Source organism: Bifidobacterium sp. LH_230, assembly GCF_056357555.1.
Genome location: NZ_JBKEWJ010000003.1, coordinates 68,435 through 94,319, shown reverse-complemented (window position 1 = coordinate 94,319; position 25,885 = coordinate 68,435). Strand labels below are relative to the sequence as shown.

The window sequence follows — 25,885 nt, the reverse complement described above, 5'->3', positions numbered from 1 at the left end:
TGTCAGCGAAGCTGACTGGGGGAGCGTCATACCTATCGCGTTCAACCGATATGGAACAACATATTCCCCAGTCCATCTGTATCCATCCATCCCATCTTCTATCCTTCTCCTTTTCCATTCCGGCCCGTGCGGGTTTTCTCTCCTTTCGCCCCGCACGGGCCTCTTTCATATCGGAATCGGCCCGCGGCCGATGCTGTTCGGCGGCATCGCGTGCCCCGCGATTCCATCCATCACATCGAAGCGATCATCATGACAGCATCCACATCTTCAGTCACCTGCGATCACAACCGCATCGTCATCGACGGCAAGCCGCGCGTGTTGCTGTGCGCGTCGCTGTTCCCGTTCCGCGTGCCGCGCGGCCAATGGCAGCAGCGGCTCGACGCCGTCAAACGACTCGGCTACCACGCCATCGACGTGTACATCCCGTGGAACTTCCACGAAACCGCGCCCGGCGTGTGGGACTTCGCCGGCAACCACGACATCGAGGAATTCCTGCGCATGACCCACGAGGCCGGCCTCTACGCGATGGTGCGCCCCGGTCCCTACATCTGTTCCGAATGGGACGGCGGCGCGATCCCCGCATGGGTCGCCACCGATCCGGAACGTGGCGGCGGCCGCACCGCGCTGCGCCAGAACGACCCGCGCTTCCTCGACGCCGTGCGCGAATGGTACGGCCACATCCTGCCGATCATCGCCCGCCAGCAGTACGGCCACGGTGGTCCGGTCATCGCCGTGCAGGCCGACAACGAACTCGACTTCTACTCCTGCCGCGATCCGCGCGGCTACATCGGCGCGCTCGCCGATATGATGCGCGCGGCCGGCATCGACGTGCCGATCGTCGCGTGCGCCGGCCAGGGCGATATCGAGCGCGCGTTCGGCGGCGCGAGCGGCGTGACCCCGGCCGTCAACCTGTATGCCGACGACAACGGCGTCGACATGGACGCGCACATCCGCTACTACCGTGCGGCTGCCGACCGGTACGACGTGCCGCTGATCGTGACCGAAACGAACCGCTGGCATCGCACGCTGCGCCGAATGGTCGGCGCGGGTGCGCGGTTCGTCGGCCCGTTCCTGCAGGTGTCCGGCTGGGATTTCGACTTCACGACGTCCGTGAACAACTGGGGTCGGATCGAGTCGTACATGACCCACGACTATGATTTCGGCGGCGTAATCGACCCGGCGGGCCAGGAACGTTCGGATGCCGACGATGCCCGTCGGCTGAGCGCGATCATCGCGGCGCTGGGGGAGCGGCTTGCGTCTGCCGAACTGGCCGAATCGCAGGCGGTTGCGTTCCGCGAGACGACGGCCGGTCTGTGCCATGCGGCGCAGTGTCATGTCGAGCGGAGCGAATCTTTCTCCTCCCGTCATGTCGAGCGGAGCGAAGCGGAGTCGAGACATCTTCCTGACATCGATGCGTCCAATCACGCGACCGCCTCGGTCAACACCGAACTCGGCACCGGCATCCTCGACCTTGCGGGCGGCGGCCAGCTGCTCACGCTCACCAATGTTTCCAAGCATGATCTTGCGGTGCCGACCGTGTCGGTCACGGCCCGCGATCGTGAACTGTCGCTGCCGGACGTGACGTTGCCGTCCGGCGCCGGCGTGATGATCGTCCGCGATCTGCCGGTGGACGATCGGCTGACCCTGTGCGCGACCAGCGCGGAACTGACCGGTCTGCACACCGACGCCGAACAAGACGATCGTCATGTGATCGAACTGTCCGCGCCGACCATGCACGCGGGGGCGGTGTGGGCGGCGTTCGCGCCCGGCGAGGATTCCGCGATCGCCGTCAGCGGCCAATCCGGCGATGTGGAGACCCATATCGAGCAGGGTGCGCTGTTCGTCTCCGGCACCGAAGGATCGGTCACGTTCACCATCTGCGGCGGTGCGCGCGCGTACCGGATCGTCATCGCCCAGCCGGTCACGCAGTACGTGCCGACCAGCGCGCCGGTCACGACGATCACCGAAATCGAGACGGACGATACGCAGCCGGCGTGGTCGCCGATCGACCCGTCGGCGAACGATGGCCACGCGCTGCCGATGGAAGACGTCGGTCGGTACGCCGGTGCCATGCGGTACTCGGCCGCGCTCGACGCCGCGGATTACGGCACCGTGACCGGCGTCGTGCTGCGCGATGCGGCCGATACGATCAACGTGCGGTATGGGGACCGTGAACTTGGCGACGACGTTGACGGAAGTGACGCTCATGATGCTGCCGGTGCTGCCGGTGCCGGTGCGGATTCCGGTTCCGATGCCGCCGATCGTGGCGCCCGCGAACTGGTCACGCCGTGGCGGGCCAACGGCGGCGGATCGCTGTATGTGCCGTTCGTTCCCGATCGGTTCCGCGCGCATCCGGGCGACACCGCTGCACCGGGCGATGCTTGCGCTGCGACCGGCTACGATCCGACCGCGGCCGCAACGCATGAACTGTCCGTTACCGCGCGTGTCTGGGGACACTCCAACTTCGACGACGCGCGTCTGCCGTCGCTGCGACTGACCGCCAAACGCGGCATCACCGGTGCGCTCGCCGTCAGCCAGACCATCGATCTCGGCTCCGGCTGGCTCACCGTCTACGATCCCGACGATCCGGCCGAGGAGCAGCGCCTCCAGCACGCCGGACTCGTGCTCGGCGCCGACCCCGAACCGCGCGGCGGACTCGGCGGCCGCACCACCGATGTCTGGCCGCACAAGCTCGCCTACACGCGCGTGCTGCACGTGGGAGGCACCACCGTCGCCGCGCTGCATGTGCGCCGCGGCGAGGCCCGGCTCGACGTGCGGCTCAACGGTCGCGCGGTCGGTTCGATCACCCCGCTGCAGCCGACCCTGTGGCTCGGCGAGGTGCGTGACGGCGACGAACTCACCGTCGTCGTCTGGCGCGCGTGGGGCGAGAACGCCGGACACATGACGCTGCTTACGGGCCGCGAAGTCACCGGCTGGACGATGGCCGCACAGGGCCTGCCAGAACTGCGCGCCGCGGCGGATGACGCGTGTGATGATGCGCGGGCCGTAAAGCTGCCGCTGGACGTCGCGCCCGGCGAGGGTGTGTGGCTACGCGTGCCGCATGCGGCGCTCGCCGATGCCGTGTGCTCGATGAACACGGTCGTGCGGTTCGACGGCGACGGACTGCAACTGACCGCGTTCACCGACGACCTGTGCCTGGGGCGCGTCGTGCTCGGCGGGTTCCCGGGCACGACGTTCGGCGGCGGCCACGGCAACCTGTTCCTCGTCCCCGAGGAATCGGCCGGCGACCTGCGGCTCTACGCCGAAGCCACGCGCGGCACCACCGGCACCCTCAACGCCATCACCCTCGGCGGCCCCGTCGATCTCGAATAACCCCTCGGTCCCCTCGGCTAGGACATTGCCGTTAAGCAAACAGCAGAGCTGTTTGTTGGCAATGTGTGAGCCGACAGGCGAACCGGAAAGAAGTCAGCCGTAAGGCTGTCATTAATTGCGGACGGCTGTCAGCAAAGCTGACTGGGGGAGCGTCAAAGTATCGGAACGCTTCCAAGCTTTGACGCTTCCCTTGTCATTTCGACCGAGCGCAGCGAGTGGAGAAATCTCTTGCCATCAACGCTTCAAGAAGATTTCTCCGCTCGGCTATCGCCTCGGTCGAAATGACAGGTTCCGTAACAACTCGATCGTCTGTTGATCGCAATATCCACACTCTCCGAAAGGCAATCTCATGAAAACTCCCATCGATCTGACCGACCCGTACGGCTACCTGCTCGTCCACTTCATCGAGGACCCCGAGCACTACGCCGAACGCATCTACCTCGACCTGTCCGAAGGCGACAATCCCGAACGCTGGCATCCGCTGAACGGCGGCAATCCGATCCTCACCTCCACGCTCGGCACCAAGGGCGTGCGCGACCCGTACCTCGTGCGCAATCCCGAAACCGGCCGCGTCTACATCATCGCCACCGACCTGCAGGTCTTCGCCGGCGGCAGCGGGTCCGACGGCGGCAGCGACTGGTACGCGTTCTCGCATCACGGCAGCACGAACCTGATCATCTGGTATTCCGACGATCTGGTCCACTGGAGCGAGCCGCACGCACTTGACGTGTCGCGCCGCGCCGACGGCACGCACGCGCAGCTCGGCATGGCATGGGCCCCCGAAGCGTTGTGGGTCCCGGATTACTATCCCGAGGGTTCGGAGGCCGAGCACAACGGTTCGCGCGGCGCGTTCGTGCTGTACTGGTCGAGCAAGCTGTTCGCCGACGACAACGTCGAGCACCAGGATGATGCCGTCTACGACCGCGTCCTGTGGGGCGCGACGAGCGACTTCACGAATGAGACGTACGAATACGGCGGCATCTTCATCGACCTCGGCCGCGATACGATCGACACGACGATGATCCAGCGCGTGCTGTCGGACGGCACGATCCGCACGTACCGCGCGACCAAGGACAACGGGTCGCAGACCGCCAACATCTGGCTTGACTCGACCGATGCGAAGCGTTGGTGGGAGCCGGGAACCGAATGGCACGTCATCCAGAAGAACATCGGCGTCGACTGGACGCCCGACCATCACGCCGGCGGCGTGGAAGGCCCGGCGCTGTTCGCCTCGCATTCGGATGATCGCGTGTATCTGTATGTGGACGTGATCCCGACGATCGGCTACCGCCCGATGGTGTCGACCGATCCCGACCGCGGCTTCGACTATCTGCGTTCCGCGGACTTCTATATGGCACCGCACACCAAGCACGGCGGCGTGATGTCCCTCACCCGCGCCGAATACGACCGCATCAAGGCCGCCGACGGCACCATCGGCTGATTCGGGTGATTGCCCACGCGGTCCGGTTTTGGTCGCTGCGACTCATCCTGTCCCATCGCATCTCAGCGCAACTATTCTCGGAAATCAACCCTATCGTCCGGAAATAGTTGCGCCGACGTCAGCTGAGCGCAACTATTTTCGGATGACAAGGCGCATTTCCGGGAATAGTTGCGCTGACGATGACTGAGTGCAACTATTTTCGGACGACTGGGTTGATTCCCGGGAATAGTTGCGCTGGAGTGTGGGACGCCGAGGCTTTGAGGTGAGGACGGAGGTACCGAGGCTATGAGGGTGCGGGGCAGAGTCGCTGCGAGTGACTTAAGCGGTTGATTGACGGTGGTTCGCGCATTATAAGAGATAAGAGAACGCCGACGATAGGCAGCGGGGCCTAGGTGGAGACGTCTTCGATGGCGTACGGCAAATCCGTCATCAAGTCCACTTGGTCAACGATTTGTCCACCTATCGGCATGTGGCGAGCGGCGTACGGTAGGCATCGTTCGTCAACGATCACCGGCAATCGGCCGGTCACCGGCATAAGTCAAAGGAGCCGATATGTCTACCGCATCCGCGCAGCCCAACCCGACCGCGCAGGCCGCACCGCAGCACAGCAAGCCGCTCGCGCTGCGCAACGTCACCGTCACCGATCCGTTCTGGCACACCGAGCAGGAGCTCGTGCGCACCGCCGTCATCCCGTTCCAGTGGAACGCGCTCAACGACAACGTCCCCGGCGCCGCGCCCAGCTACTGCATGCACAACTTCAAGGCCGCCGCCGCGCAGAACCAGCGCAAGAACACCGAAGGCAAGAAGTTCGTCCCGCCGGCCTACACCTACCGCGGCTTCGAATCCAAGCCCGAAGACCCGAAGCACCCGGACCCGGACAAGTTCTACGGCTTCGTCTTCCAAGACACCGACTTCTCGAAGTGGATCGAGGCGGTCGGCTACAGCCTGACCCAGCACCCAGACGCCGAGCTTGAGAAGACCGCGGACGGCGCGATCGACATCGTGTGCGCCGCCCAGCTTGACAACGGCTACCTCGACACGTACTACATCCTCAACGGCATGGACCGCGCGTTCCACAACCTGCGCTGGCACCACGAGCTGTACTGCCTTGGCCACCTGATCGAGGGCGCGATCGCATACTACGAGGGCACCGGCAAGGACAAGCTGCTCAAGGCCGCCGAACGCTTCGCCGACTACGTGGGCGAGTACTTCGGCCCGAAGGAAGGCCAGTGCAAGGGTTACCCGGGCCACGAGATCGCCGAGATGGCGCTCGCGCGTCTGGCCGACCTGACCGGCGAGAAGAAGTACCTCGACCTCGCCAAGTTCTTCATCGACGAGCGCGGCACCGAACCGAACTACTTCGTCTACGAGGGCGAGCGCGACAAGCGCGACGGCTACTCCGACACCAACTGGACGTTCGACTGCGAGTACACGCAGGCCGACAAGCCGGTGCGTGAGCAGAAGGAGGCGGTCGGCCATGCGGTGCGCGCCGGCTACCTGTACTCGGGCATGGCCGCGGTCGCCAAGCTCACCGACGATCCGACGCTGGTCGAGGCGTGCGAGAACCTGTGGCGCAACATCGTCGACAAGAAGCTGTACATCACCGGCGGCATCGGCGGCACGGTGAACGGCGAGGCGTTCTCCTACGACTACGATCTGCCGAACGACGCCGCCTATTCCGAGTCGTGCGCGGCGATTTCGCTCGCGTTCTTCGCGCGCCGCATGCTCGAGATCGCGCCGAAGGCCGAATACGCGGACGTGATGGAGCAGGCGCTGTACAACACGACGCTGGCCGGCATGGCGCTCGACGGCAAGAGCTTCTTCTACGTGAACCCGCTCGAGGTCAACCCGTACGCCTGCCACAAGGACAACCGCGTCGGCCATGTCAAGCCGGTGCGTCAGAAGTGGTTCGGCTGCGCGTGTTGCCCGCCGAACATCGCCCGCATCGTCGAGTCGGTGCAGGAGTACGCGTACACGGTCAGCGACGATGCGTCCACCCTGTTCACCCACCTGTACATGAGCGGCGTGGCGCGTGCGACGCTCGGCGGCGCGGACGTGACGTTGGACGTGGCGGCCGAACTGCCGTGGAAGGGCGACGGTGCTGTGACCGTGCGGCTCGGCGGCGGCGATTCGGACGACGGTGCTGCTGCTTCGGGCACTGCGGCGACGTTCACGCTGGCGTTCCGTCTGCCGGGTTGGGCCGGTTCCGTGGACGCGGCGGCCGGTGCGATCTCCGCGTCCGGCGAGGCTGACGGCCGTGTCGTGCGTTCGGTGCGCGACGGCTACGTGTACTTCACCGGCCAGTGGCAGGACGGTGACGAGGTCGTGTTCGACTTCCCGATGCCGGTGCGCATGATGAAGGCGAACCCGATGGTGCGCGAGGACGCGGGGCGCGTCGCGTTCGTGCGCGGCCCGATCACGTTCTGCGCCGAGGAACAGGACAACGGCGCGAACCTGCACCTGCTGCACGCGGACGTCGCGGCGATCCTGGCCGACCCGAGCTCGGTCAAGGTCGTGCCGTTCGAGTTCCACGCCGGCGCGGCCGGCATCGATGCAGACGGTCAGGGCGAGGTCGATGACGTGGAGCGTGACATGGTGCGCCTCGAGGTGCCCGCATGGCGCGAGCCGGTGCCGGCCGGCGCGTCCGCGGAGTCCCCGGCGTTCGCCCCGCTGTACGCCGAGTACCAGCCCGCCCGCCGCGAGCCGGTCACCGCGACCCTCATCCCGTACTTCGCGTGGGCCAACCGTGGCGAAAACGAGATGACCGTCTTCCTGCACGACTGATCCCGCGCACGGTTAGTCGTACGTGGTCGGCCGGCATACGTCGGGTCGACGATCCGCCGCGCGTCGGCCTTTCCGACGGCCGTAACTCAACATCATTCGCATCCTGCCATTGAGTTACAGCCGTCGTGCTCCCTCGAAACGGCCGTAACTCAACATCACCGTCATCCCATTGTTGAGTTACGGTCGTTTTTTGCCTGTGAGACGGCCGTAACTCAACAGGAACCGTGCCTTGTTGTTGAGTTAAGGCCTCCGAGGGGGTGCAGTGGGACGGCGGCGGGCGCGAATCGGGGTGTCGGGCGGCCACGAACCGGGGCGTCGGACGGCGCCGCGGCTAAGCTGACGGTATGAACGTGACGACGTGCCGGCTGGACGGACCGGTGGAATTCCTGTCGATCGGACAGTTCGTGTCCGGCCCGGGCTGGCGGCATACTCGCCGCACGATCGACTCGTTCGAGCTGATGTTCGTGCGTCGCGGCGTGCTGCCGATGCGCGTGGGGGAGCGTGAGATGCGCGTGAGCGCCGGCGAGATCATCCTGCTGCCGGCCGAGGTGGAGCATGCGGGCAGCGACATCATCACCGACGATCTCGAGTTCTACTGGATGCACGTGCGGCTGTCGGCCACGCGTACGGTCGGCGAATCGGACATCCCGCAGGATGATCGTGTCCTGATCATTCCTGATCGAAGCCGCATCCCCGACCCCGATCGCGTGGCGGTATTGTGCGGGCAATTGATCGATCTGTACGCGCGGTTCGGCCCGCATCGCAACGTGTACTGCGACTACTTCGCGACGAGCCTGTTGCTGGAGATCAGCGCGCAGACGCGATCGGAACTGGCGATGCCGACGCAGGCCGCGCCGCAGACCGGCATCGTCGGCATCCGCGCGGACGGCCGGCCGATTCTGGCCGCCGACGTCGCCGTCGCCGGGCGTTGGCACGGCGGGATATCCCAAGACCTGTCGAGTCCGATCCATCGCGCCATGCTCGCCGGCCAGGGGAGCGCGAAGGACGATGTAATGCAATCCGCGCAACAGCATCGTCGTCAACCGGACCGCAAGACTTCGTCGGCGGTCAGCGACGATCGTGCGTCGGTTCGACCGGCTTCCGGCGATTCGCGGTCCGTGCCATACGGCAACCAACAGGCCGGGCTTGCCCCGATGCTCGCCGTGCGCGCGTGGATCATGGCCAACGCGTACGACGACCTGACCGTGGCCGGCATCGCCGCGCGGTTCCACTATTCGCCGAGCTATCTGACCGCCATGTACAAGCGCGTGTTCGGCGTCGGCGTGGTCGAGCAGATCACCGAATACCGCATCGACCGCGCCCGCGAACTGCTCAGCACCACCACGTCGCCGGTCGCGGACATCGCCCGCGAGGTCGGCTACGCGGACCCCAAGTACTTCATGCGCGTGTTCAAACGCCGCACCGGACTGACGCCGGGGCAATACCGCGACGCCTTCCCCAAGCGACTCTACAACTCGGTGTGAGTTCGGTGTGATAACTCGGTGCGATTCCGGTGCGAGTTCGATATGAGCTCAGTGCGAGTTCGGTGCGGGCGCAACTATTCCCGGAAATCATCGGCTTCGTCCGAAAATAGTTGCGCTGCCACCGGTTCAGCGCAACAAATCCCGGAAAAAAGCGGCTTCGCCCGAGAATAGTTGCACTGACGGCTGCCGAGCGTAACTATTCTCGGAAATCAATGGATTCTTCCGGGAATAGTTACGCTGGGGAATGGGCAGTGCAACTATTCTCGGACGACGACCACGGCGATCCAGCAATTGCGGGATGCTGTCGGCCGTAAGTTGACTGAGGGGGTGTCAAAGCAACGTGGCTCGTCATATCTAGTACTTTGTCGGCCCTAAATTGACGCGTCTTTATTCTCGGCCCCCTCGGCTGAGGGGGCTGTCGGCGAAGCCGACTGGGGGAGCGTCAAACCCATCGCATTAAGTCCGACAAAGTACTGGTGCTTTGTCGGACTTAAACTGTCATCTTCTGTATTCTTGGCTCCTCTTGTCAGGGGGGAGCTGTCACGAAGTGGCTGAGGGGCGATCAGAACCCATCGCATTCGGTCTGACAAAGGACTGGTGTTTTGTCGGTTCTGGTGTGATGGGTTTGACGCTCCCTCAGTCAGCCTACGGCTGACAGCGTCCTGCAATTATGGACAGCCTTCGGCTGACTGGTTGTTGGCTCGCTGTCGCTCGCTCCTCGCCTACAAACGCCGCCGGCGTTTGCTATACGGCTCGGCCTAGCCGAGGGAGCCGAGAATAAAGACGGGGGTTAGGGGCCATGTTCCGGAGCGCTACCGCTGATCGGCCACCGAGCCGCGGTCGATCAGCGTTGGGTCGACGAAGACGTGGCGCGTGGCGGCGTCCGGATGCTGGATGCGGTCGATCAGCGTATGGATCGCGACCTCGGCCAAGTCCTGCGCGGACGAGCGCAGCACGGTGAGCGGGCGCGAGCTGGGCGTGGCGAATCCGTCGATCGAGATCAGTGACACGTCGTCCGGCACGCGCTTGCCGCGCCGTTCGAGCACCTGCGCGATCGCGATCGCCAGATAGTCGGAGTGTACGAGCATCGCGGTCACGTTCGATTCGATGATCCGGTCGACGATTTCGTCCACGCCGTGCGCGTCATACGGCTGGATGCCGTCGAATACGAACGGGCAGACGATGCGGCCGTCGCTGCCGTCCACCAACTCGCGCCAGCTTTTCTGGATGATGCCCGATGTCGGCGTCTCGCTGAACGCCGCGCCGATGCGCGTATGGCCACGGTTGAGGAAATGCACGGCGGCCATGCGCACGCCGTACGGATGGTTCGTGCGCACCGAGTCCGTGTAGCAGGTGCCGAACGGCGGTTGATCACGTTCGATCACGACCGTGGGGATATGAGCAGATTCGATCCATCGCCACGCGCGCTCGCCGGATTGCGGATGCGAGTTCGGCGCGACGATCATGCCGCACACGTTCGGATCGGCGGCGATGCCGGCCATGATCTCGTCGTCCGGCGAGCCTTCGTCGTAGGAGGATTCGCGCACGACCAGGCGTAGGCCGAGTTCGGTTGCGATCGTATGCATGTGCTTGATGACGCCGGGCCAGAAGAAGCTCGGTTCCGGCAGCATGACGCCGATTGCGAGCTGTTGCGCGCCGTTGCTGGCGGTGATGGCGGACTGCGGGCTGACGTTGGATTGGCTGATGGCCGAGAGCCGGGCGGCGGTCGTTGATGCGCCGGTAGTCGTGGAAGCGCCCGTGACGGCAGCGGTGTGCCGGGTAGTCGGAATGCCGGCGGCTGGATTGGCCGGGCCGGTTTGCGCGCCGCCGCGCGGGGCGGCGATATTCGCGGAGAGAGCGGTGGCGGCGGTGCGCCGTGCGGCCGGATCGGTGCCGTCGCCGACCGACATCGCGCCGCCGCGGATACGCCGCAGCAGACCGGCGTCGGCCAGTTCGCCCAGATCGCGGCGCACGGTGATCTCCGTGGTGTTGAGCAGTTTGGCGAGTTCCGGCACGGTCGCCACGTTCTGCCGGGTGAGCAGGCTCAGGATCATGTCGCGGCGTTCGGCCGGCAGATAGCTGCGCTTGGCCGCCTCGTCCGCGCGCGCGGTCGTGGCCGATGTGGCCGAACCGGATTCTGTTCCGGTCTGTGCTCCGGCGGGAGTTTCCTTGGACTGTGGCTGTGACATCGTTCCGCTTTCCGAGGTGGCACCGGTGGCTGACGGTGGGTCGCATGACGGTATGCGAACGGCTCCGTTGAGCGGTGCTGATCATTTTTGCTTATATATTGTACGCGATGATTGAGATTGATCACAGTAGGACCTGCGACACGACGTATCAAAACTGATTGAAACTGATTAAAAGTGAGTGTATAATCAAAATCGATCACAATAACGGCGTCGCGCGGCGGACAATACAGGCGGTCCGATCGCGCGGCGCGAAATCCCCAAGGAGAAAGCAATGGCGGTCGCTCCATTCAACGCGCAGGTCGCGCGCAACCCGCTTCGTACCAAGGCCCAATGCGAACAGGCCCTTATCGATCTGCTCACCCCGGGCATGGAACTCATGATCAAGAACGGCCGCTACGGCCGCTTCCGCATGAGCGACTCCGGCGCCGTCTACAGCCAGGACCGCACCTCGTCCGAAGGCTTCGCGCGCCTGCTGTGGGGCCTCGGCCCGCTGTTCCACAACCGCGACAACATCCGCCGCTTCGGCCACTGGTGGCAGTTCACCTGCGAAAGCCTCATCAACTGCACCGATCCGACCCATCCCGACTACTGGGGCGGCGACCTGACCGACTACGATCAGCTGTTCGTCGAAATGGGCGCGATCACCGCGTTCCTGTACGAGACCAAGTCCGAATTCTGGGATCACCTGACCACCAAGCAGCAGAACAACATCTTCGACTGGCTCGAGCAGGTCAACCACAAGGTCCTGCCGAAGACCAACTGGCTGCTGTTCCGCACGCTCGTCAACAGCTGGTTCGCCGACAACGGCCACCCCGAGCACGCCAAGCTCGTGCAGGACGACTTCGACATCACCAACTCGCACTATCTCGGCCACGGCTGGTCGTACGACGGCTACGTCAACCAGATCGACAACTACATCCCGTTCGCCTACCAGTTCTTCACGCTCGTGCTCGTCGGCCTGACCAAGAAGAACGGCAAGCAGGAGCAGCTGCTCAAGGAGCGCGCCACCGCGTTCGTGCCGAGCTACGCGAACTGGTTCACCACCGGCGGCGCCTGCCTGCCGTACGGCCGCAGCCTCGACTACCGCTTCGCGCAGGCCGCGTTCTGGGCCGCCGCCTCGTTCGCCGGCGTCGAACCGCCGGAAGGCTGGTCGATCGCCGACTTCAAGCACCTGCTGCTGAACAACCTGCGCTGGTGGTTCTCGCAGAACATCTTCCAGTCCGACGGCCTGATCCCGATCGGCTACGCCTATCCGAACATGAACATGGCCGAGGGCTACAACGGCCCGGCCTCCGCCTACTGGGCGCTCAAGACGTTCATCTTCCTGTGCATCCCCGACGACGACCCGTTCTGGCAGGTGCGCGAGGCCGAGGACTTCAAGTTCGAGCCGCTCAAGCTGCAGCCCGAGCCGCGCATGCTCGTCGTCCACAGCGCCACCGGCCGCGAGGTGCAGGCGTTCACCGCCGGCCAGCACAGCCACGAGCACGCGCACGCCAATGCCAAGTACGAGAAGTACGTGTACTCCACCACCTTCGCGTTCTCCGTGCCGAAGGCCGCCGTGCTCTTGAAGCAGGGCGCGTACGACAGTACGCTGGCCGTGAGCGAAAGTGATCATTACTGGCAGATCGCCTACGGTTACGAGGACTACGCGGTCCACAACGAGTACGTGTATTCCGAGTGGAAGCCGTGGAAGGACGTCGACATCAAGAACTTCGTCGTGCCGGACATGCCGTGGCACGTGCGCGTCCACGTCATCGACTCCGCGCGCGAGCTGCACCTCGCGGAAGGCGGCTTCTCGCTGCCGGACTGCGGCGAGATGATCGAGACGGGCACGCCGAACTCCGTGTTCTACCGCACCGAGCAGGGCATCATCGGCCTCGTCGGCGCGGACGGATTCGACGTGGAGCTGTCCACGCCGGAACCGAACGTGAACATCCTGTATCCGAAGACCCGCATCCCGATGCAGACGCGCGTGATCGAACCCGGCAGGTACGTGTTCGTTTCGCTGTATCTGGGCGACGCGGAAGGCGAGTCGCTCGGCGCGGACGGCAGGATCGCGGTGCCCGAGTTCGCGCTCGACGGCAACGTGCTGACCGTCGGCCACAAGACCGTCACGCTGGCCGAGCTTGCGTAGCCGACATCGGTTCTTTCCCTCCCCTGATAGGGGAGGGTGCCGGCGGCGGCCGGCGGGTGGGGTCAGAAGCGGCGGCATGTACGCTGGTGGGTATTCACCCCCTCAGTCGGCTTCGCCGACAGCTCCCCCTAACAGGGGGAGCAGAGGAGAAAAACCGGAGTGTCGCGCTGCGGACATGATCTATACTGCTATACACACATACACGTTGTAGCAGGGTTGTTACTCGCATGAGGCAAGACCTGGAGACGATCGGAACATATGTTCCGATCGTCTCCAGGTCTTTTTTGTTGCCTCGCGCGAGGCCGCCGCCCGGCCGCGACGCGATGAGACCTCGGGCGATGGGCGTTGGTGCGTGCCCGCGGTCGAATCAATGGAGATGGAAGGAACAGACAACATGACCGACACAACGGCGTCCGCAGCATCCGCCACGGCATCCGTGACGCACGAGGAATCAGAAACCGTCAAGTCCACCGTCGAATCGGCGATCGAAGCGGTCGAAACCGCCGAATCGCGCGGATTCTCGTCACGATTCCCGCTCAACAGCGGATTCATCTTCACGTTCGGCGCGCTCGGCGGCATGCTGTTCGGCTTCGACACCGGCATCATCTCCGGCGCGTCCCCACTCATCGAATCCGACTTCGGCCTGACCGTCTCGCAGACCGGCTTCATCACGTCGTCCGTGCTCATCGGCTCGTGCGTCGGCGCGCTGTCGATCGGCGCGCTCTCCGACCGGTTCGGCCGCAAGAAGCTGCTCATCGTCTCCGCGATCCTGTTCCTGATCGGCTCCGGTCTGTGCGCCACCTCCACCGGCTTCCTCATGATGGTCGCCGCGCGCATCATCCTCGGCCTCGCGGTCGGCGCCGCCTCCGCGCTCACCCCCGCCTACCTCGCCGAACTCGCGCCGAAGGAGCGCCGCGGCTCGCTGTCCACGCTGTTCCAGCTCATGATCACGTTCGGCATCCTGCTCGCCTACGCCTCCAACCTCGGCTTCCTCAACCACGACCTGCTCGGATTCGCTGACTGGCGCTGGATGCTCGGCTCGGCGCTCGTGCCCGCCGCGCTGCTGCTCATCGGTGGCCTGCTGCTGCCCGAATCGCCGCGCTACCTCGTGAACAAGGGCGACGAACGCAACGCGTTCAAGGTGCTCACGCTCATCCGCAAGGACGTCGACCAGGCACAGGTCCAGCTCGAACTCGACGAGATCAAGGCCGTCGCCGCGCAGGACACCAAGGGCGGCGTGAGCGAACTGTTCCGCACCGCCCGTCCGGCGCTCGTCGCGGCCGTCGGCATCATGCTCTTCCAGCAGCTCGTCGGCATCAACTCGGTCATCTACTTCCTGCCGCAGGTCTTCATCAAGGGATTCGGCTTCCCCGAAGGCGACGCGATCTGGGTGTCGGTCGGCATCGGCGTCGTCAACTTCGTCTCCACGATCGTCGCGACGATGATCATGGACCGATTCGGCCGCAAGCAGCTGCTCATCTTCGGTTCCGTCGTCATGACCGTCGCGCTCGCGATCCTCGCCGTGATGAACTTCGTGGGCGATGTGGCCGTACTCGCCGTGCCGACGATGATCCTGATCGCGTTCTACATCATCGGCTTCGCGGTCTCGTGGGGTCCGATCTCGTGGGTGCTCATCGGCGAGATCTTCCCGCTGTCGGTGCGCGGCATCGGCTCGTCGTTCGGTTCGGCCGCGAACTGGCTCGGCAACTTCGTCGTCTCGCAGTTCTTCCTCATGCTGCTCGCCGCGTTCGGCAACAACGTGGGTGGCCCGTTCGCGATCTTCGGCGTGTTCGCCGCGCTGTCGATCCCGTTCGTGCTGCGGTTCGTGCCGGAGACGAAGGGCAAGTCGCTCGAGCAGATCGAGGAGGAGATGACCCGCCGCTGATCGGTCGGCTTGTCGGCTGGGTTGGTGGTTGATTGCGGTCCGTTGATCTGCGTGTCTGTGGATTGAGTCGACTGCTGTCCTGTCCGCCGGTCTGCGTGTTTGTGGACAACTGATCGGCCTGTATGTCGCCGGTTCCGGTACGATGGTTCCCGCCCGTCGAACGTGTGCACTGCGTTCGACGGGCGTTCCTATAGTGGGTGCCATGTCATGCACCACTCTGCTTGTTGGCAAAAACGCCAGTTACGACGGCTCGACCATCATCGCTCGCGACGACGATTCCGGTTCCGGCCGTTACGATCCGAAACGCTTCGTCGCGGTAGCCCCGGCCGATCAGCCGCGCCACTACCGCAGCGTGCTCAGCCACGTCGAGATCGACCTGCCGGACGATCCGTGCCGGTACTCGATCGTGCCGAACGTGCTGCCCAACCGCGGCGTGCTGGCCGAGGCCGGCGCGAACGAATACAACGTCGCGATGAGCGCGACCGAGACGATCGCCGTCAACGAGCGCGTCGCCGCGGCCGACCCGTTCGTCGAACTGCGTCCGGCCGTCGGCGTGTCTGGGGAAGACGGCTATGAGCCGGAACAGCCGGGCGGCATCGGCGAGGAGGACATCATTACGCTGGTCATCCCGTACGTGAAGACCGCGCGCGAAGGCGTCCGCCGGCTCGGCGAGCTGCTGGAGACGTACGGCACGTACGAATCGAACGGCATCATCATTTCGGATGTGGACGAGATCTGGTACGTCGAGACGATCGGAGGTCACCACTGGATCGCGCGTCGCGTGCCGGACGACTGTTATGCGACGATCCCGAACCAGCTTGGGCTGGACGACTTCGATCTGACCGACGCGTTCGGCGAGCAGCGTGAATACCTATGCAGCGCCGATCTGCGCGAGTTCATCGCGGAGCATCACCTCGATCGCACGATGCGAACGATGGCAGGCAACGGTTCGACGCGCATCGGCTTCGCGGCGGACGGCTCCGTCTCGCAGTCCGACCGGTTCAACCCGCGCACCGTGTTCGGCGACAGCACGCCGAAGGACCACATCTACAACACGCCGCGCGCATGGTACATGCAGCGCCACCTCAACCCGAGCGAGGACTGGGATTCGCCGGCGGCCCGCTACACGCCGATCTCCGACGACATCCCGTGGTGCCGCGTGCCCGAGAACAAGGTGACGATCGAGGACATCGACTTCCTGCTCGGCTCGCACTTCGAGGACACTCCGTACGATCCGTACGGCACGCTCGGCACGCCCGAATCGCGCCACCGTTACCGTCCGATCGGCGTGAACCGCACCGGCCACATGGTCGCCATCCAGTTGCGACCGTATGCACCCGCATGCAGCCGCGCGGTCATGTGGATCTCGTACGGCTCCGGTCCGTTCACCACGGCCGCGCCGTTCTATGCGAACGTTACTGACACGCCGGCATACCTGCGCGACACCACGCCGGAAGTCTCCACCGACAACCTGTACTGGACGAACCGACTGATCGCGGTGATCGCGGACGCGCACTGGTTCGAGACGAACCGGCTGATCGGCGGTTACGTTGAGCAGGTTCGCACGTTCGGTCATCGTCTGGTCGAGGAGACCGACGCGGCGATCGAAAGCGGACGGTTCGACGACGGCGCGGACGGCAACGGCGACGGTCGTCTCGACGGCGACGGATCGCTCGACGGCCGGCCGGTGACCGCGGTGCTCGGCGAAGCAAACGATCGCATGGCCGAGTACCTGCGTGAGCATGCGACCAAGCTGCTCGACCGCGTCCTCTACGAGGGCAGCAACCACATGCGCAACAGCTTCGCCATGTCCGACCGCTGGAACTGAGGTTGTCGCCCATATACGGCATAATGAGATGGTTTGTGTCTGGAGGGCCTGCGGACCGCGCGAGAAGCGCCCGCAAGCCTGCTAGCACAGCACAGCAATCATACGGTTGCGGGAGGAGTTCGCCGCGGGAGACCAAGGCGTTCGCCACTATCACCGCTTCATAGAAAGAAGAACCATACAATGGCTCCTAAAAAGAAGGTCACGGCGCTGATCAAGCTCCAGATCCAGGCCGGCAAGGCCAACCCGGCCCCGCCGCTGGGCCCGGCTCTGGGTTCCCATGGCGTGAACATCATGGACTTCTGCAAGGCGTACAACGCCCAGACGCAGGACAAGATGGGTCAGGTCATCCCGGTCGAGATCACCGTCTTCGAAGACCGTTCCTTCACCTTCGTCCTCAAGACCCCGCCGGCTGCGGCTCTGCTGAAGAAGGCCGCCGGCGTCGAGAAGGGCACCGAGAACCCGCTGACCCACAAGGTCGGCTCCGTCACCAAGGCTCAGGTCCGCGAGATCGCCGAGATCAAGATGGCCGATCTGTCCGCCCGTGACATCGAAGCCGGCATGAAGATCATCGAGGGCACCGCTCGCTCGATGGGCATCACGGTCACCGACTGAGAAGAGGAGAAGGACTAATGGTACAGCGTTCCAAGAAGTATCGCGAGGCGGCCGAGAAGGTCGATCGCAACAACCTCTACACCGCCAACGAGGCCATCGCTCTCCTCAAGAGCATGCCGGAGTACAAGTTCGACCAGACCGTGGAAGCGGTGCTGCGCCTGAACGTGGACCCGCGCAAGGCCGACCAGCTGGTTCGTGGCTCCGTCCTGCTGCCTCACGGCACTGGTAAGACCGCCAAGGTCCTCGTGTTCGCCCGTGGCCCGAAGGCCACCGAGGCCACCGAGGCCGGCGCCGACATCGTCGGTGATGACGACCTGATCGCGAAGGTCGCCGACGGCTTCCTCGACTTCGACGCCGTCGTCGCCACCCCGGACATGATGGGCAAGGTCGGCCGCCTCGGCCGCGTGCTCGGTCCGCGTGGCCTCATGCCGAACCCGAAGACCGGCACCGTCACCATGGACGTGACCAAGGCCGTCAACGAGATCAAGGGCGGCAAGGTCGACTTCCGCGTCGACAAGCACGGCAACCTCTCCTTCCTCATCGGCAAGATGAGCTTCGACGAGGCCGCTCTGGACGAGAACTTCAAGGCTGTCGCCGACGAAGTCAAGCGTCTGAAGCCGGCTACCGTGAAGGGCCGTTACGTCACCAAGGCGACCATCACCTCCACGATGAACCCGGGCGTTCCGGTCGACCCGATGACCGTTGCCTGATTTCGCTTCGTTCGCTGAACGAATCGAATCGCGCGGTCACGGCAAGTGACTGATCAAGACCCGCGTTGCGACTTTCGCAGCGCGGGTCTTGTCGTATCCGTAGGGATTCGGCTTGTAAGTGGGTGTTTGCGGACTGTAGAAGGGGGCTGTGGATGGGTGATTCCGGACCCGTGGATTCGTAAGTGGGCGTTCACCTACCATGTCTCCGGTTGGGAAACGGGCTATTGCGGATGAGAGACCTGTTAGTGGATGGATTCGTACCATAAAGCCGGATGATAAGGGGACGATTGCGGACAGGAAAATCGTAAGTGGGTGTTGACCGACCATAAAGCACATCGGTAAGTGGATGATTCCGGACGTCAATTCTGTAAGTGGGTGTTGGCCTACCACGAGGCATATCGGTAAGTGGGCGATTTCGGACTCCGATTCCGTAAGTGGGTGTTCACCTACCATGAGGACGGCCCATAAGTGGGCGAATCCATACCATGAACAGAAAAGTGGATGTTTGCCTACCACGAAAACCCTGATTTGGCGGTTTTCGTGGTAGGTAAACACCCACTTACTGATTATTACGTCCGGATTCACCCACTTACAACCGGGAACAGGTCGGGAAAATCCGGGACGGGCTGGAATGGGGGATGGAATAGACCGGCATGGCCCGAGATAGGTCTGATAATGGGCCGCGGACGGACCGGCATAAGCTGGTCGGATCTGGATGGGACGTGGGGCGGGCCGGAAATGAGAATGGGCCGGCCGACTGGCCCATCAGTTTCGCGCGATACGCCCCAAGGTGATGGCGGTGCGCAGCACATACGCCTCGCGCGGATCGGCGGCGTCCCATCCGGTGGTGTCGGCGGCGCGCTTGAGCCGATACCGCACGGTGTTCGGGTGCACGTTCAACGCCTTCGCCGTCGTCTCCAATGAGCCCCCGGACAATACAAACGTGGACACCGTCTCCAAAGTCGGATCGTCCGGCCCGCCAGACGTCAGGGCGCCATATACCGCCTCGATCAGCTCGCGGCGTGCATCCTCATCGCCAAGCAGCGCCCGCTCGGGCAGCGCGTCCTCGGCCCGAACCAAACGGTTCAATTCTTGCCGCGCGGCGCTCGCCGGCCGGCCCACACCCTGCGCGGCCCGGGATTCGCGAACCGCCGGAGCCGCAGCCAGCGTCGCCATCGCCGCGCGGATCGTGGCCGAAGCCCCTTCCACTCCAAGGCGCACCGGCCCGAGCGCCACCGGCCGATCGGCATCGAACACGCCCATCATCGCCGTACAGGTCACCTCGGGCGTCGCCGCCGCACGCGACGCGATCAGAATCACGCACACGCCGTCATGCGTGCCCGTGATCGCCAACGATCCGCCCAAATCATGCGCGGTCCTACGCAGCCGGTCCAACGTCACTGCCACGGCATCCGCGCCACCGGAGCCACCGGTCGTCGGCGCGAACCCGGCTATCGCGAAACAGTGCGCGTCGTCCGGCCATCCCAGCACATGCATCAGCGACGCCGTCCGCGCATCCGTCAGTCCGTTCGCCAGACATTCGAACGCCACGGTCTGCACATCGCCGCCATGCGACGTGATCAGATCGAGCAGATCCAATCCATCCCCATCCATACGTTCCGTCGTCATGTCAGTCCAGCTTAGTCGTTGCCGCCGTGCGCGTGCCAGTCCGCGCACCAGCCGACGCGACGCCTGTCCGCGCCGCACGCGTTTCGCGCCAGTACGTCAGGCACACGAACCCGAACACGAACGCGACCGGCAGCATATGCCGTTCGAAATTGTTCGCCGGCGCGGTCGCCATCACGCCCATGAGCAGCAGCAGCGGGAAGTGTGTGAGCAGCGTGCGCCAGCGTCGCGCGATCACCTCGGCCGCGCCGATCAGCAGTGTCATCGTCACGTAGAAATTACCGTGCGTGAGCCAGCCGAGCAGCGGAATCTTGCCCCACGCGCGGGCGAACTTGGCCACCGATTCGCGCCAGTCGTGGTTGACCAGTTTGAGCCAGGTGCTGGTTTTCTGCACGTACTCGCTGGTCACGTAGTAGTCCATCGACACGTACGGCAGATCGGTCGGGTTGAAGTAGCCGAAACATTCCGCGAGCAGCGCGTCGAGCGCGATCACCGGGTTCGCCTTGACGATCTCGGCCCACGCCGTGTTGAAGTTCGTCATGTCCTCCGGCGTTACCGTGCGCCACTTGTAGCTCACCTTCTTCGACTGGATGCCGGACGATTTGACCGGGTCGGCGTCCTGGCGGAAGTACGCCTCGGCCATCTGGTCGAGGTTGAAGATCGGCTCGAGCTTCTTGCGGGCGTCGTCGGGGATGCCGTTCGGATTGAGCTTGGCGACGCGGGCGATCATCTGCAGCTGCACGCCGCGGCTTTCGATCGGGTCGCCGCCGATGATGACGCCGCGCGAGATCAGCATCGCGATGCCGCCGTGGATGACCAGCGTCGGCAGCAGCAGCGCGACGACATACGTACGCCAACGTTTGCGGTCCGCGATCAGTGCGAGCACGATCTGCGCGGCGATGATGTACCACGCGTATTTCGCGGAGATCAGCATCACGCAGCTCGACACGGCGAACGCGACCAGCGACTGCCGGCGCAACGGGATGATGCGGTCGAGCGGATGACGGCCATCGTTGTCACCGCGACGCCACGTCATATGCAGTTCGAACCACACGCCGAACCACCAGACGAACGCGAACGCGAACAGCGGCGACTTTGTCAGCGAGATCGTCGAGAACACGGCGAGCGGGCAGATCAGGAAGAACAGCATGGTCACGAACCGCGCGAAACCGCCGGCCGCGCGGTTCGGATACGGTTGCGGACGCAGGTTCGTGATCGTCAGCGAGCGTTTGAACCCGCGTTCGGGATGTGCGAAATCGGTCGGCTGACAGTATTGCGGACGCTCGGGATGCAGATAGTCCGGATCGTTGACAGCGTATGCAGGACGCAGCCACGGCAGATTGAAGAACCGGTGCGCGGCAGACGCGCAGCAGAACGCGGCGAACAGCCATTGCAGCAGCGACATGACGACGAAGCCGGCGTCGTTCGAATCGGTCAGATAACGCGAGATCGACGCGGCCGCGCCGTAGATGACGGTGAGCACGACATTGTGCTGGTCGGTCAGGTACGTGGGTTGGTCGGGCCACATGTAGTGCGCGGTGGGGTAGATGTCCATCGGTACGAACGAGAAAAAGCCGATATACGGCTGTTTCATGCCGGTGAGCTGGTTCCACGCCCAACTGAATTCGCGGGCCTGCGAACGCACGTCCGCGCCGAATGCGCTCATGAGCGTGAGCGGGACCCACAGCCAGCCGGCGACGAGGATGAGCGCGATTTTCCAGCCGCGGTCGGTGAGCCGGGTGATCGCCCGGCCGATCGCGGCGAAGGCGACGCGCAGGCCGGTGGCGGTGTGGCCGGCGCGGACCTTGCGGCCCCACGCGCGCCATTCCATCGGCAGATGCCAGTCGTCGGGCAGGGCGCGGCGGCCGGTGCCGCGGCGGGCGAGCATCCAGATGATTGCGAACGTTACTGCGAACGCGAGGATGGCGTACATGGTGTTCGCGCCGGTCCAGTCGGCGATCGAACCTTCCTCCCAGTACAGCGGGCCGACGCCGATGCACAGGGCGATCCACAGGCAGGCGAACACGGCCAGCGTCCAGCGGGCGGCCGCGGCGACGCGGGCGAGCGCGGCCGGGACGGTGGTGGCGGTGGTGCGTGGGGTGCCGGTCGCCGAGGCGCCGGCTGTCGGCTCGGACGCGGGACGTCGGTGCGGGTGGAGGAAGGATGCGGTCATAACACGCCATTCTATAAGGGCGGGTTGGAAACGGCCATAGGAGCGGCTGAAGCGGCCGTAAGGGGCGACCTGACGACCGTACTCAGGCAATAACAGCACATGCTCATTGAGATACGGTCGTTTACGAGGTGTAAGCGACCGTATCTCAACAACAGTGAGGTGGTGTTGTTGAGATACGGTCGTTTGAGGGGCTGCGGGAGACCGTAAGTCAATGGTGGGATGGTGGTGGTGTTGAGTTACGGTCGTTTGAGGGGTTAGGGGAGGCCGTATCTCAACAGTAAGAAGGCGCTCCTGTTGAGTTACGGTCGTTTTCCGGGGTGTTGGCGGCCGTATTTCAACGGTAGTGAGGTGGTGTTGTTGAATTACGGTCGTGTGATGGAGTGTGGTGATTGGGTGGCGGCGTATCCGAGTTGACGATCGACGGCGATTCGTCCACATCTCGAGTCGGTGCGATCCCCGCGTTTTGACGTGCAAACGGTTGCGGCGTATGGTAATGCCCATGATTTCCATGACGAAAGCCGCAGTGCCGCGGCTCCCACGGACCGAACAAGTCGCCGACGAAGTCGTCGCCGAAGCGGAAGCGGACTCCACCCATGCCCAGGCGCGTCACATGATCGAACGGGGCGAGATCGCCCTCGAATCACCGAACGGCATCCCGATCACCGTGATCGCCGCCGACCGGCTGTCCAGCGCGTTGGTGCGGTTCGGCCGCACATGGGTGAACCAACCCGGTAAGTCGTTCACGATGACCTTCGTGGCCGTGATCCCCGAATCGGTGGCCGACGACGAAGTTGTCAACGGCTGGTTGCAAATGATTGCAGGACTTGCGGCGCTCGATGCGCTCGAAGGTGCGATCGACGACGCCGGCGCGCGGCCGTTCAACCCCGACTGCGGATTCCAGATCAAATGGCCGAACGACATCTACTGTCACGGGCTGAAAATCGGTGCCACCGCGACCGAGGTGCTGCCGTTGCCGGCGGGCGCGTCGGTTGATGGGAGTGTCGCGGGCGATGACGAAGTTTCGGGCGGTGCTATGTCTGATGACACCGCGACGATCGCTGTGTCCGATGATGCTGCAGTCGGCGATGCCGATGCGGCTGGTACCGTGCCCGGCGATGCCGCACCCGTCAACGCCAAACCGCAGATGGCCGTCGTCTTCAGCGTCGGCCTCAATCTGGATATGCCGGCCGCCAGTCTGCCTACCGCGCAGGCCACGTCGCTGCAGATGCACGTCGGCCCGTTGCCGCCCGTGCCCGAACTGCGCGACATGATCGCCGCGCGGCTGGTCGAATCGTTGCGTTCGCGACTGACGACGTTCGTGGCCATGCCGCTGATCCAGGCGAGCCGGCTGCGTTCGGAGATGCGTCATGTGTGTTGGATGATGGGCCGCACGGTCCACGCGCAGCTCATCGACGGCACAGCGGTGCGCGGCGAGGTGCTTGCGCTCAACGACGATGCGTCGCTGAGCATCCGCACCGCCGACGGCGACATCCGCGCTCTGCTCTCCAGCGAAGTCAGCCTGCTCGAGTAGCCCCCGCCGCCGTGCGCAAACCAACGCGAATCAGCCCCTTTGCGTGATGTTGTGGCGAGTAACGCGCCGTTCCTAGCAGAAATATCACGCTAAGGGGTTGGTTTGCGTGATATTTCTGCTAGTTGGGTGCCGTTGCTAGCGGATTTGTCACGCGAGAGGGCTAGTTCGCGTGGTGTTTGGGATAGTATCCGGGTGATGCTGGCAGGAATATCACGCAAGATGGCGGGGCGATGGATGGGCCGGTGGCTTACTGCATGCAAACCAACGGCAATGGGCTCATTTGCGTGGTGTTTTGGCTAGTAGGGTGCCGTTGCTAGCGGATTTGTCACGCGAGATGACGGGGGCAGTGGCCGGTGGCCTACTGTATGCAAGTCAACGTGAATCGGCCTGTTTGCGTGATGCTTGGGATAGCATCCGGATGATGCTAGCAGAAATATCACGCAAGGTGGGCGTGCTTGTCGGATATGGACCGATGCCGGTGTCGGTGATTCGGTTTGACGGTCCACTCGCGTGGTGTTTTGGCTAGTTGGGTGCTGTTACTGGCGGATTTGTCACGCGAGAGGGCTGGTTCGCGTGGTGTTTGGGATAGTATCCGGATGATGCTGGCAGAAATATCACGCAAGATGGGGTGTGCTTGTCGGGTGTGGGCTGGTGTCGGTGATTCGGTTTGACGGTCCGCTTGCGTGGTGTTTTGGCTAGTTGGGTGCCGTTACTGGCAGGAATATCACGCGAGAGGGCTAGTTCGCGTGGTGTTTTGGATAGCATCCGGGTGGTGCTAGCGGAAATATCACGCAAGATGAGTAGGTTTGCTATGCATGGACCGATACCGGTCATGGTGGTTCGGTTTGTCCGCCTGTTTGCGTGATGTTTCTGCTAGTTGGGTGCCGTTGCTGGCAAAGATGTCACGCCAGGGGGCTGGTTCGCATATGGTGACGGCGCGTCGTGGCGGCTGGCTTATGCTGGGGTTGTGACTGAGCATGATGATGTGGTGATGGGGGCTGCGGTCCGGGCTGCCGCGCGGATGCCGCGTACGGTGGGGGCGCTTGTGCCCGGTGTGGTGCTGCTGTTCGACGAGATCGGGTCGACGAATACGTTTGCGCGCGAGGCGCTCGCCGACGGACGGTTGACGGCTGGCTTCGGCGCCTCCGATGCCGATGAAACTGGTTTCGGCAGCGGCAAGAGTTCCGTAGTCGATGGTGCCGTTGACGGGACCGGTCGCGTTCGTGCCGGCGGCACGTCCGACTCCGGTCGCGCGGCCGATGTGATCGCGGTGGTGGCTACGGATACGCAGACGGCCGGGCGCGGGCGGCTCGATCATACGTGGGTCAGCAAGGCGGGGGAGTCATTCACGGTGTCGTTCGTGACGTGCGTGCCGCGAACGATTGCAACGAACGCGGACGTCAACGGCTGGCTGCAGATGATCGCCGGCCTGAGCGCACGCGACGCGTTGCGTGATGCCGTACGCGGCTGTGATTTGATTGCCGGGACCGATGATGGAGCCGTGCCGAAGACTGATGACGGTCGCTCGATCAAAGACGGTGCGTGCTGTGATGATGTGCCTGATGTTGCCGATGGAGTGACCGCATCTGGCGTAGGTGATGCCGCGCGTGCTGATACTGGTGCGCGGCCCGGCAATCCGTCTGATTTCCGGCTCAAGTGGCCGAACGATATCTTCTGTGATGGGAGGAAACTGGGCGGCATTCTCGCGGAGATGGTGATGTTGCCGGACGATCCGCGGTCCGTGTCGGTGGTGTTCGGCGTGGGGCTGAACCTTGCGGTGCCGGCCGACCGGTTGCCGACCGCGCAGGCCACGTCGCTGCAACTGCATTATCGGATCGACGATGATGATACGGACAGGTTGCGTGATGCGATCGCCGCGCGGATCGTGGAGTCGCTGCGGTCGCGGCTCGGCGCGTTTGTGGATAAGCCGGATGACGCCGTAACGGCGTTGCTTAAGGAGACTCGGGATTGCTGCTGGACGCTCGGCAAGCGAGTCGAGGCGCATTTTGCGGACGGCTCGGCCCTGCGCGGGACCGCGCTCGCCCTGAATCCGGATGCCTCGCTTACGATTCGAGACGCAGATGGCGACATCCATATCGTGCATACGGCTGATGTTGGCGTACTGGCGTGACGCCGTTTGATATTGGTATCGCGC

14 protein-coding genes are annotated in these 25,885 nt (G+C 64.1%); 11 read left to right on the top strand and 3 right to left on the bottom strand.

Annotated features, from left to right (window positions below; all coding sequences use genetic code 11):
* Positions 1 to 249 precede the first annotated feature (249 nt).
* The 4 genes from AC1A0G_RS02325 (at position 250) to AC1A0G_RS02310 (ending at position 9,042) form a co-directional block, all read left to right on the top strand.
* A complete protein-coding gene (locus AC1A0G_RS02325) occupies positions 250 to 3,333 on the top strand; it encodes a beta-galactosidase (RefSeq protein ID WP_476527199.1) in 3,084 nt (1,027 codons plus the stop codon).
* 349 nt (positions 3,334 to 3,682) lie between these two features.
* Positions 3,683 to 4,774 (top strand): glycoside hydrolase family 43 protein, encoded by a 1,092-nt coding sequence (locus tag AC1A0G_RS02320; RefSeq protein ID WP_476527198.1) that lies wholly within the window; start codon positions 3,683 to 3,685, stop codon positions 4,772 to 4,774.
* Between the two features lie 552 nt (positions 4,775 to 5,326).
* Entirely contained in the window at positions 5,327 to 7,558 is a 2,232-nt protein-coding gene (locus AC1A0G_RS02315) for a glycoside hydrolase family 127 protein (protein ID WP_476527197.1), read from the top strand.
* A 344-nt stretch (positions 7,559 to 7,902) separates the two neighbouring features.
* On the top strand, positions 7,903 to 9,042 hold the full coding sequence (locus tag AC1A0G_RS02310) for an AraC family transcriptional regulator (protein ID WP_476527196.1): 1,140 nt from the start codon (positions 7,903 to 7,905) through the stop codon (positions 9,040 to 9,042).
* An 812-nt stretch (positions 9,043 to 9,854) separates the two neighbouring features.
* Here the strand turns inward: AC1A0G_RS02310 and AC1A0G_RS02305 are convergent.
* The gene (locus AC1A0G_RS02305) at positions 9,855 to 11,231 is read right to left on the bottom strand and encodes a LacI family DNA-binding transcriptional regulator (RefSeq protein ID WP_476527195.1); all 1,377 of its coding nucleotides are present in this window, start codon (positions 11,229 to 11,231) and stop codon (positions 9,855 to 9,857) included.
* Positions 11,232 to 11,502: 271 nt separating this feature from the next.
* Between AC1A0G_RS02305 and AC1A0G_RS02300 the strand changes: the two genes are divergently transcribed.
* From AC1A0G_RS02300 to rplA, 5 genes are all read left to right on the top strand, one after another.
* The gene (locus tag AC1A0G_RS02300) at positions 11,503 to 13,365 is read left to right on the top strand and encodes a DUF2264 domain-containing protein (protein ID WP_476527194.1); all 1,863 of its coding nucleotides are present in this window, start codon (positions 11,503 to 11,505) and stop codon (positions 13,363 to 13,365) included.
* 394 nt (positions 13,366 to 13,759) lie between these two features.
* Positions 13,760 to 15,250, top strand: a complete 1,491-nt coding sequence (locus AC1A0G_RS02295; RefSeq protein WP_476527193.1) for a sugar porter family MFS transporter — start codon at positions 13,760 to 13,762, stop codon at positions 15,248 to 15,250.
* A gap of 202 nt (positions 15,251 to 15,452) precedes the next feature.
* The gene (locus AC1A0G_RS02290) at positions 15,453 to 17,078 is read left to right on the top strand and encodes a C69 family dipeptidase (protein WP_476527191.1); all 1,626 of its coding nucleotides are present in this window, start codon (positions 15,453 to 15,455) and stop codon (positions 17,076 to 17,078) included.
* A 180-nt stretch (positions 17,079 to 17,258) separates the two neighbouring features.
* A complete protein-coding gene (gene rplK / locus AC1A0G_RS02285) occupies positions 17,259 to 17,690 on the top strand; it encodes a 50S ribosomal protein L11 (RefSeq protein WP_163230130.1) in 432 nt (143 codons plus the stop codon).
* Positions 17,691 to 17,707: 17 nt separating this feature from the next.
* Positions 17,708 to 18,400: a 50S ribosomal protein L1 gene (gene rplA, locus AC1A0G_RS02280; RefSeq protein WP_476527190.1), complete on the top strand. Its 693-nt coding sequence runs from the start codon at positions 17,708 to 17,710 to the stop codon at positions 18,398 to 18,400.
* A gap of 765 nt (positions 18,401 to 19,165) precedes the next feature.
* On the opposite strand, the gene AC1A0G_RS02275 is transcribed toward rplA, so the two are convergent.
* Together AC1A0G_RS02275 and AC1A0G_RS02270 are read right to left on the bottom strand one after the other, a co-directional pair.
* Positions 19,166 to 20,029, bottom strand: a complete 864-nt coding sequence (locus tag AC1A0G_RS02275) for a PucR family transcriptional regulator (protein WP_476527188.1) — start codon at positions 20,027 to 20,029, stop codon at positions 19,166 to 19,168.
* 1 nt (position 20,030) lies between these two features.
* Complete coding sequence (locus AC1A0G_RS02270) at positions 20,031 to 22,199, bottom strand: DUF6020 family protein (RefSeq protein ID WP_476527187.1); 2,169 nt, start codon at positions 22,197 to 22,199, stop codon at positions 20,031 to 20,033.
* 610 nt (positions 22,200 to 22,809) lie between these two features.
* On the opposite strand from AC1A0G_RS02270, the gene AC1A0G_RS02265 reads away from it, so the two are divergent.
* The gene (locus AC1A0G_RS02265; RefSeq protein WP_476527327.1) at positions 22,810 to 23,730 is read left to right on the top strand and encodes a biotin--[acetyl-CoA-carboxylase] ligase; all 921 of its coding nucleotides are present in this window, start codon (positions 22,810 to 22,812) and stop codon (positions 23,728 to 23,730) included.
* Positions 23,731 to 24,607: 877 nt separating this feature from the next.
* Positions 24,608 to 25,861: a biotin--[acetyl-CoA-carboxylase] ligase gene (locus AC1A0G_RS02260; protein WP_476527185.1), complete on the top strand. Its 1,254-nt coding sequence runs from the start codon at positions 24,608 to 24,610 to the stop codon at positions 25,859 to 25,861.
* Positions 25,862 to 25,885: the final 24 nt, after the last annotated feature.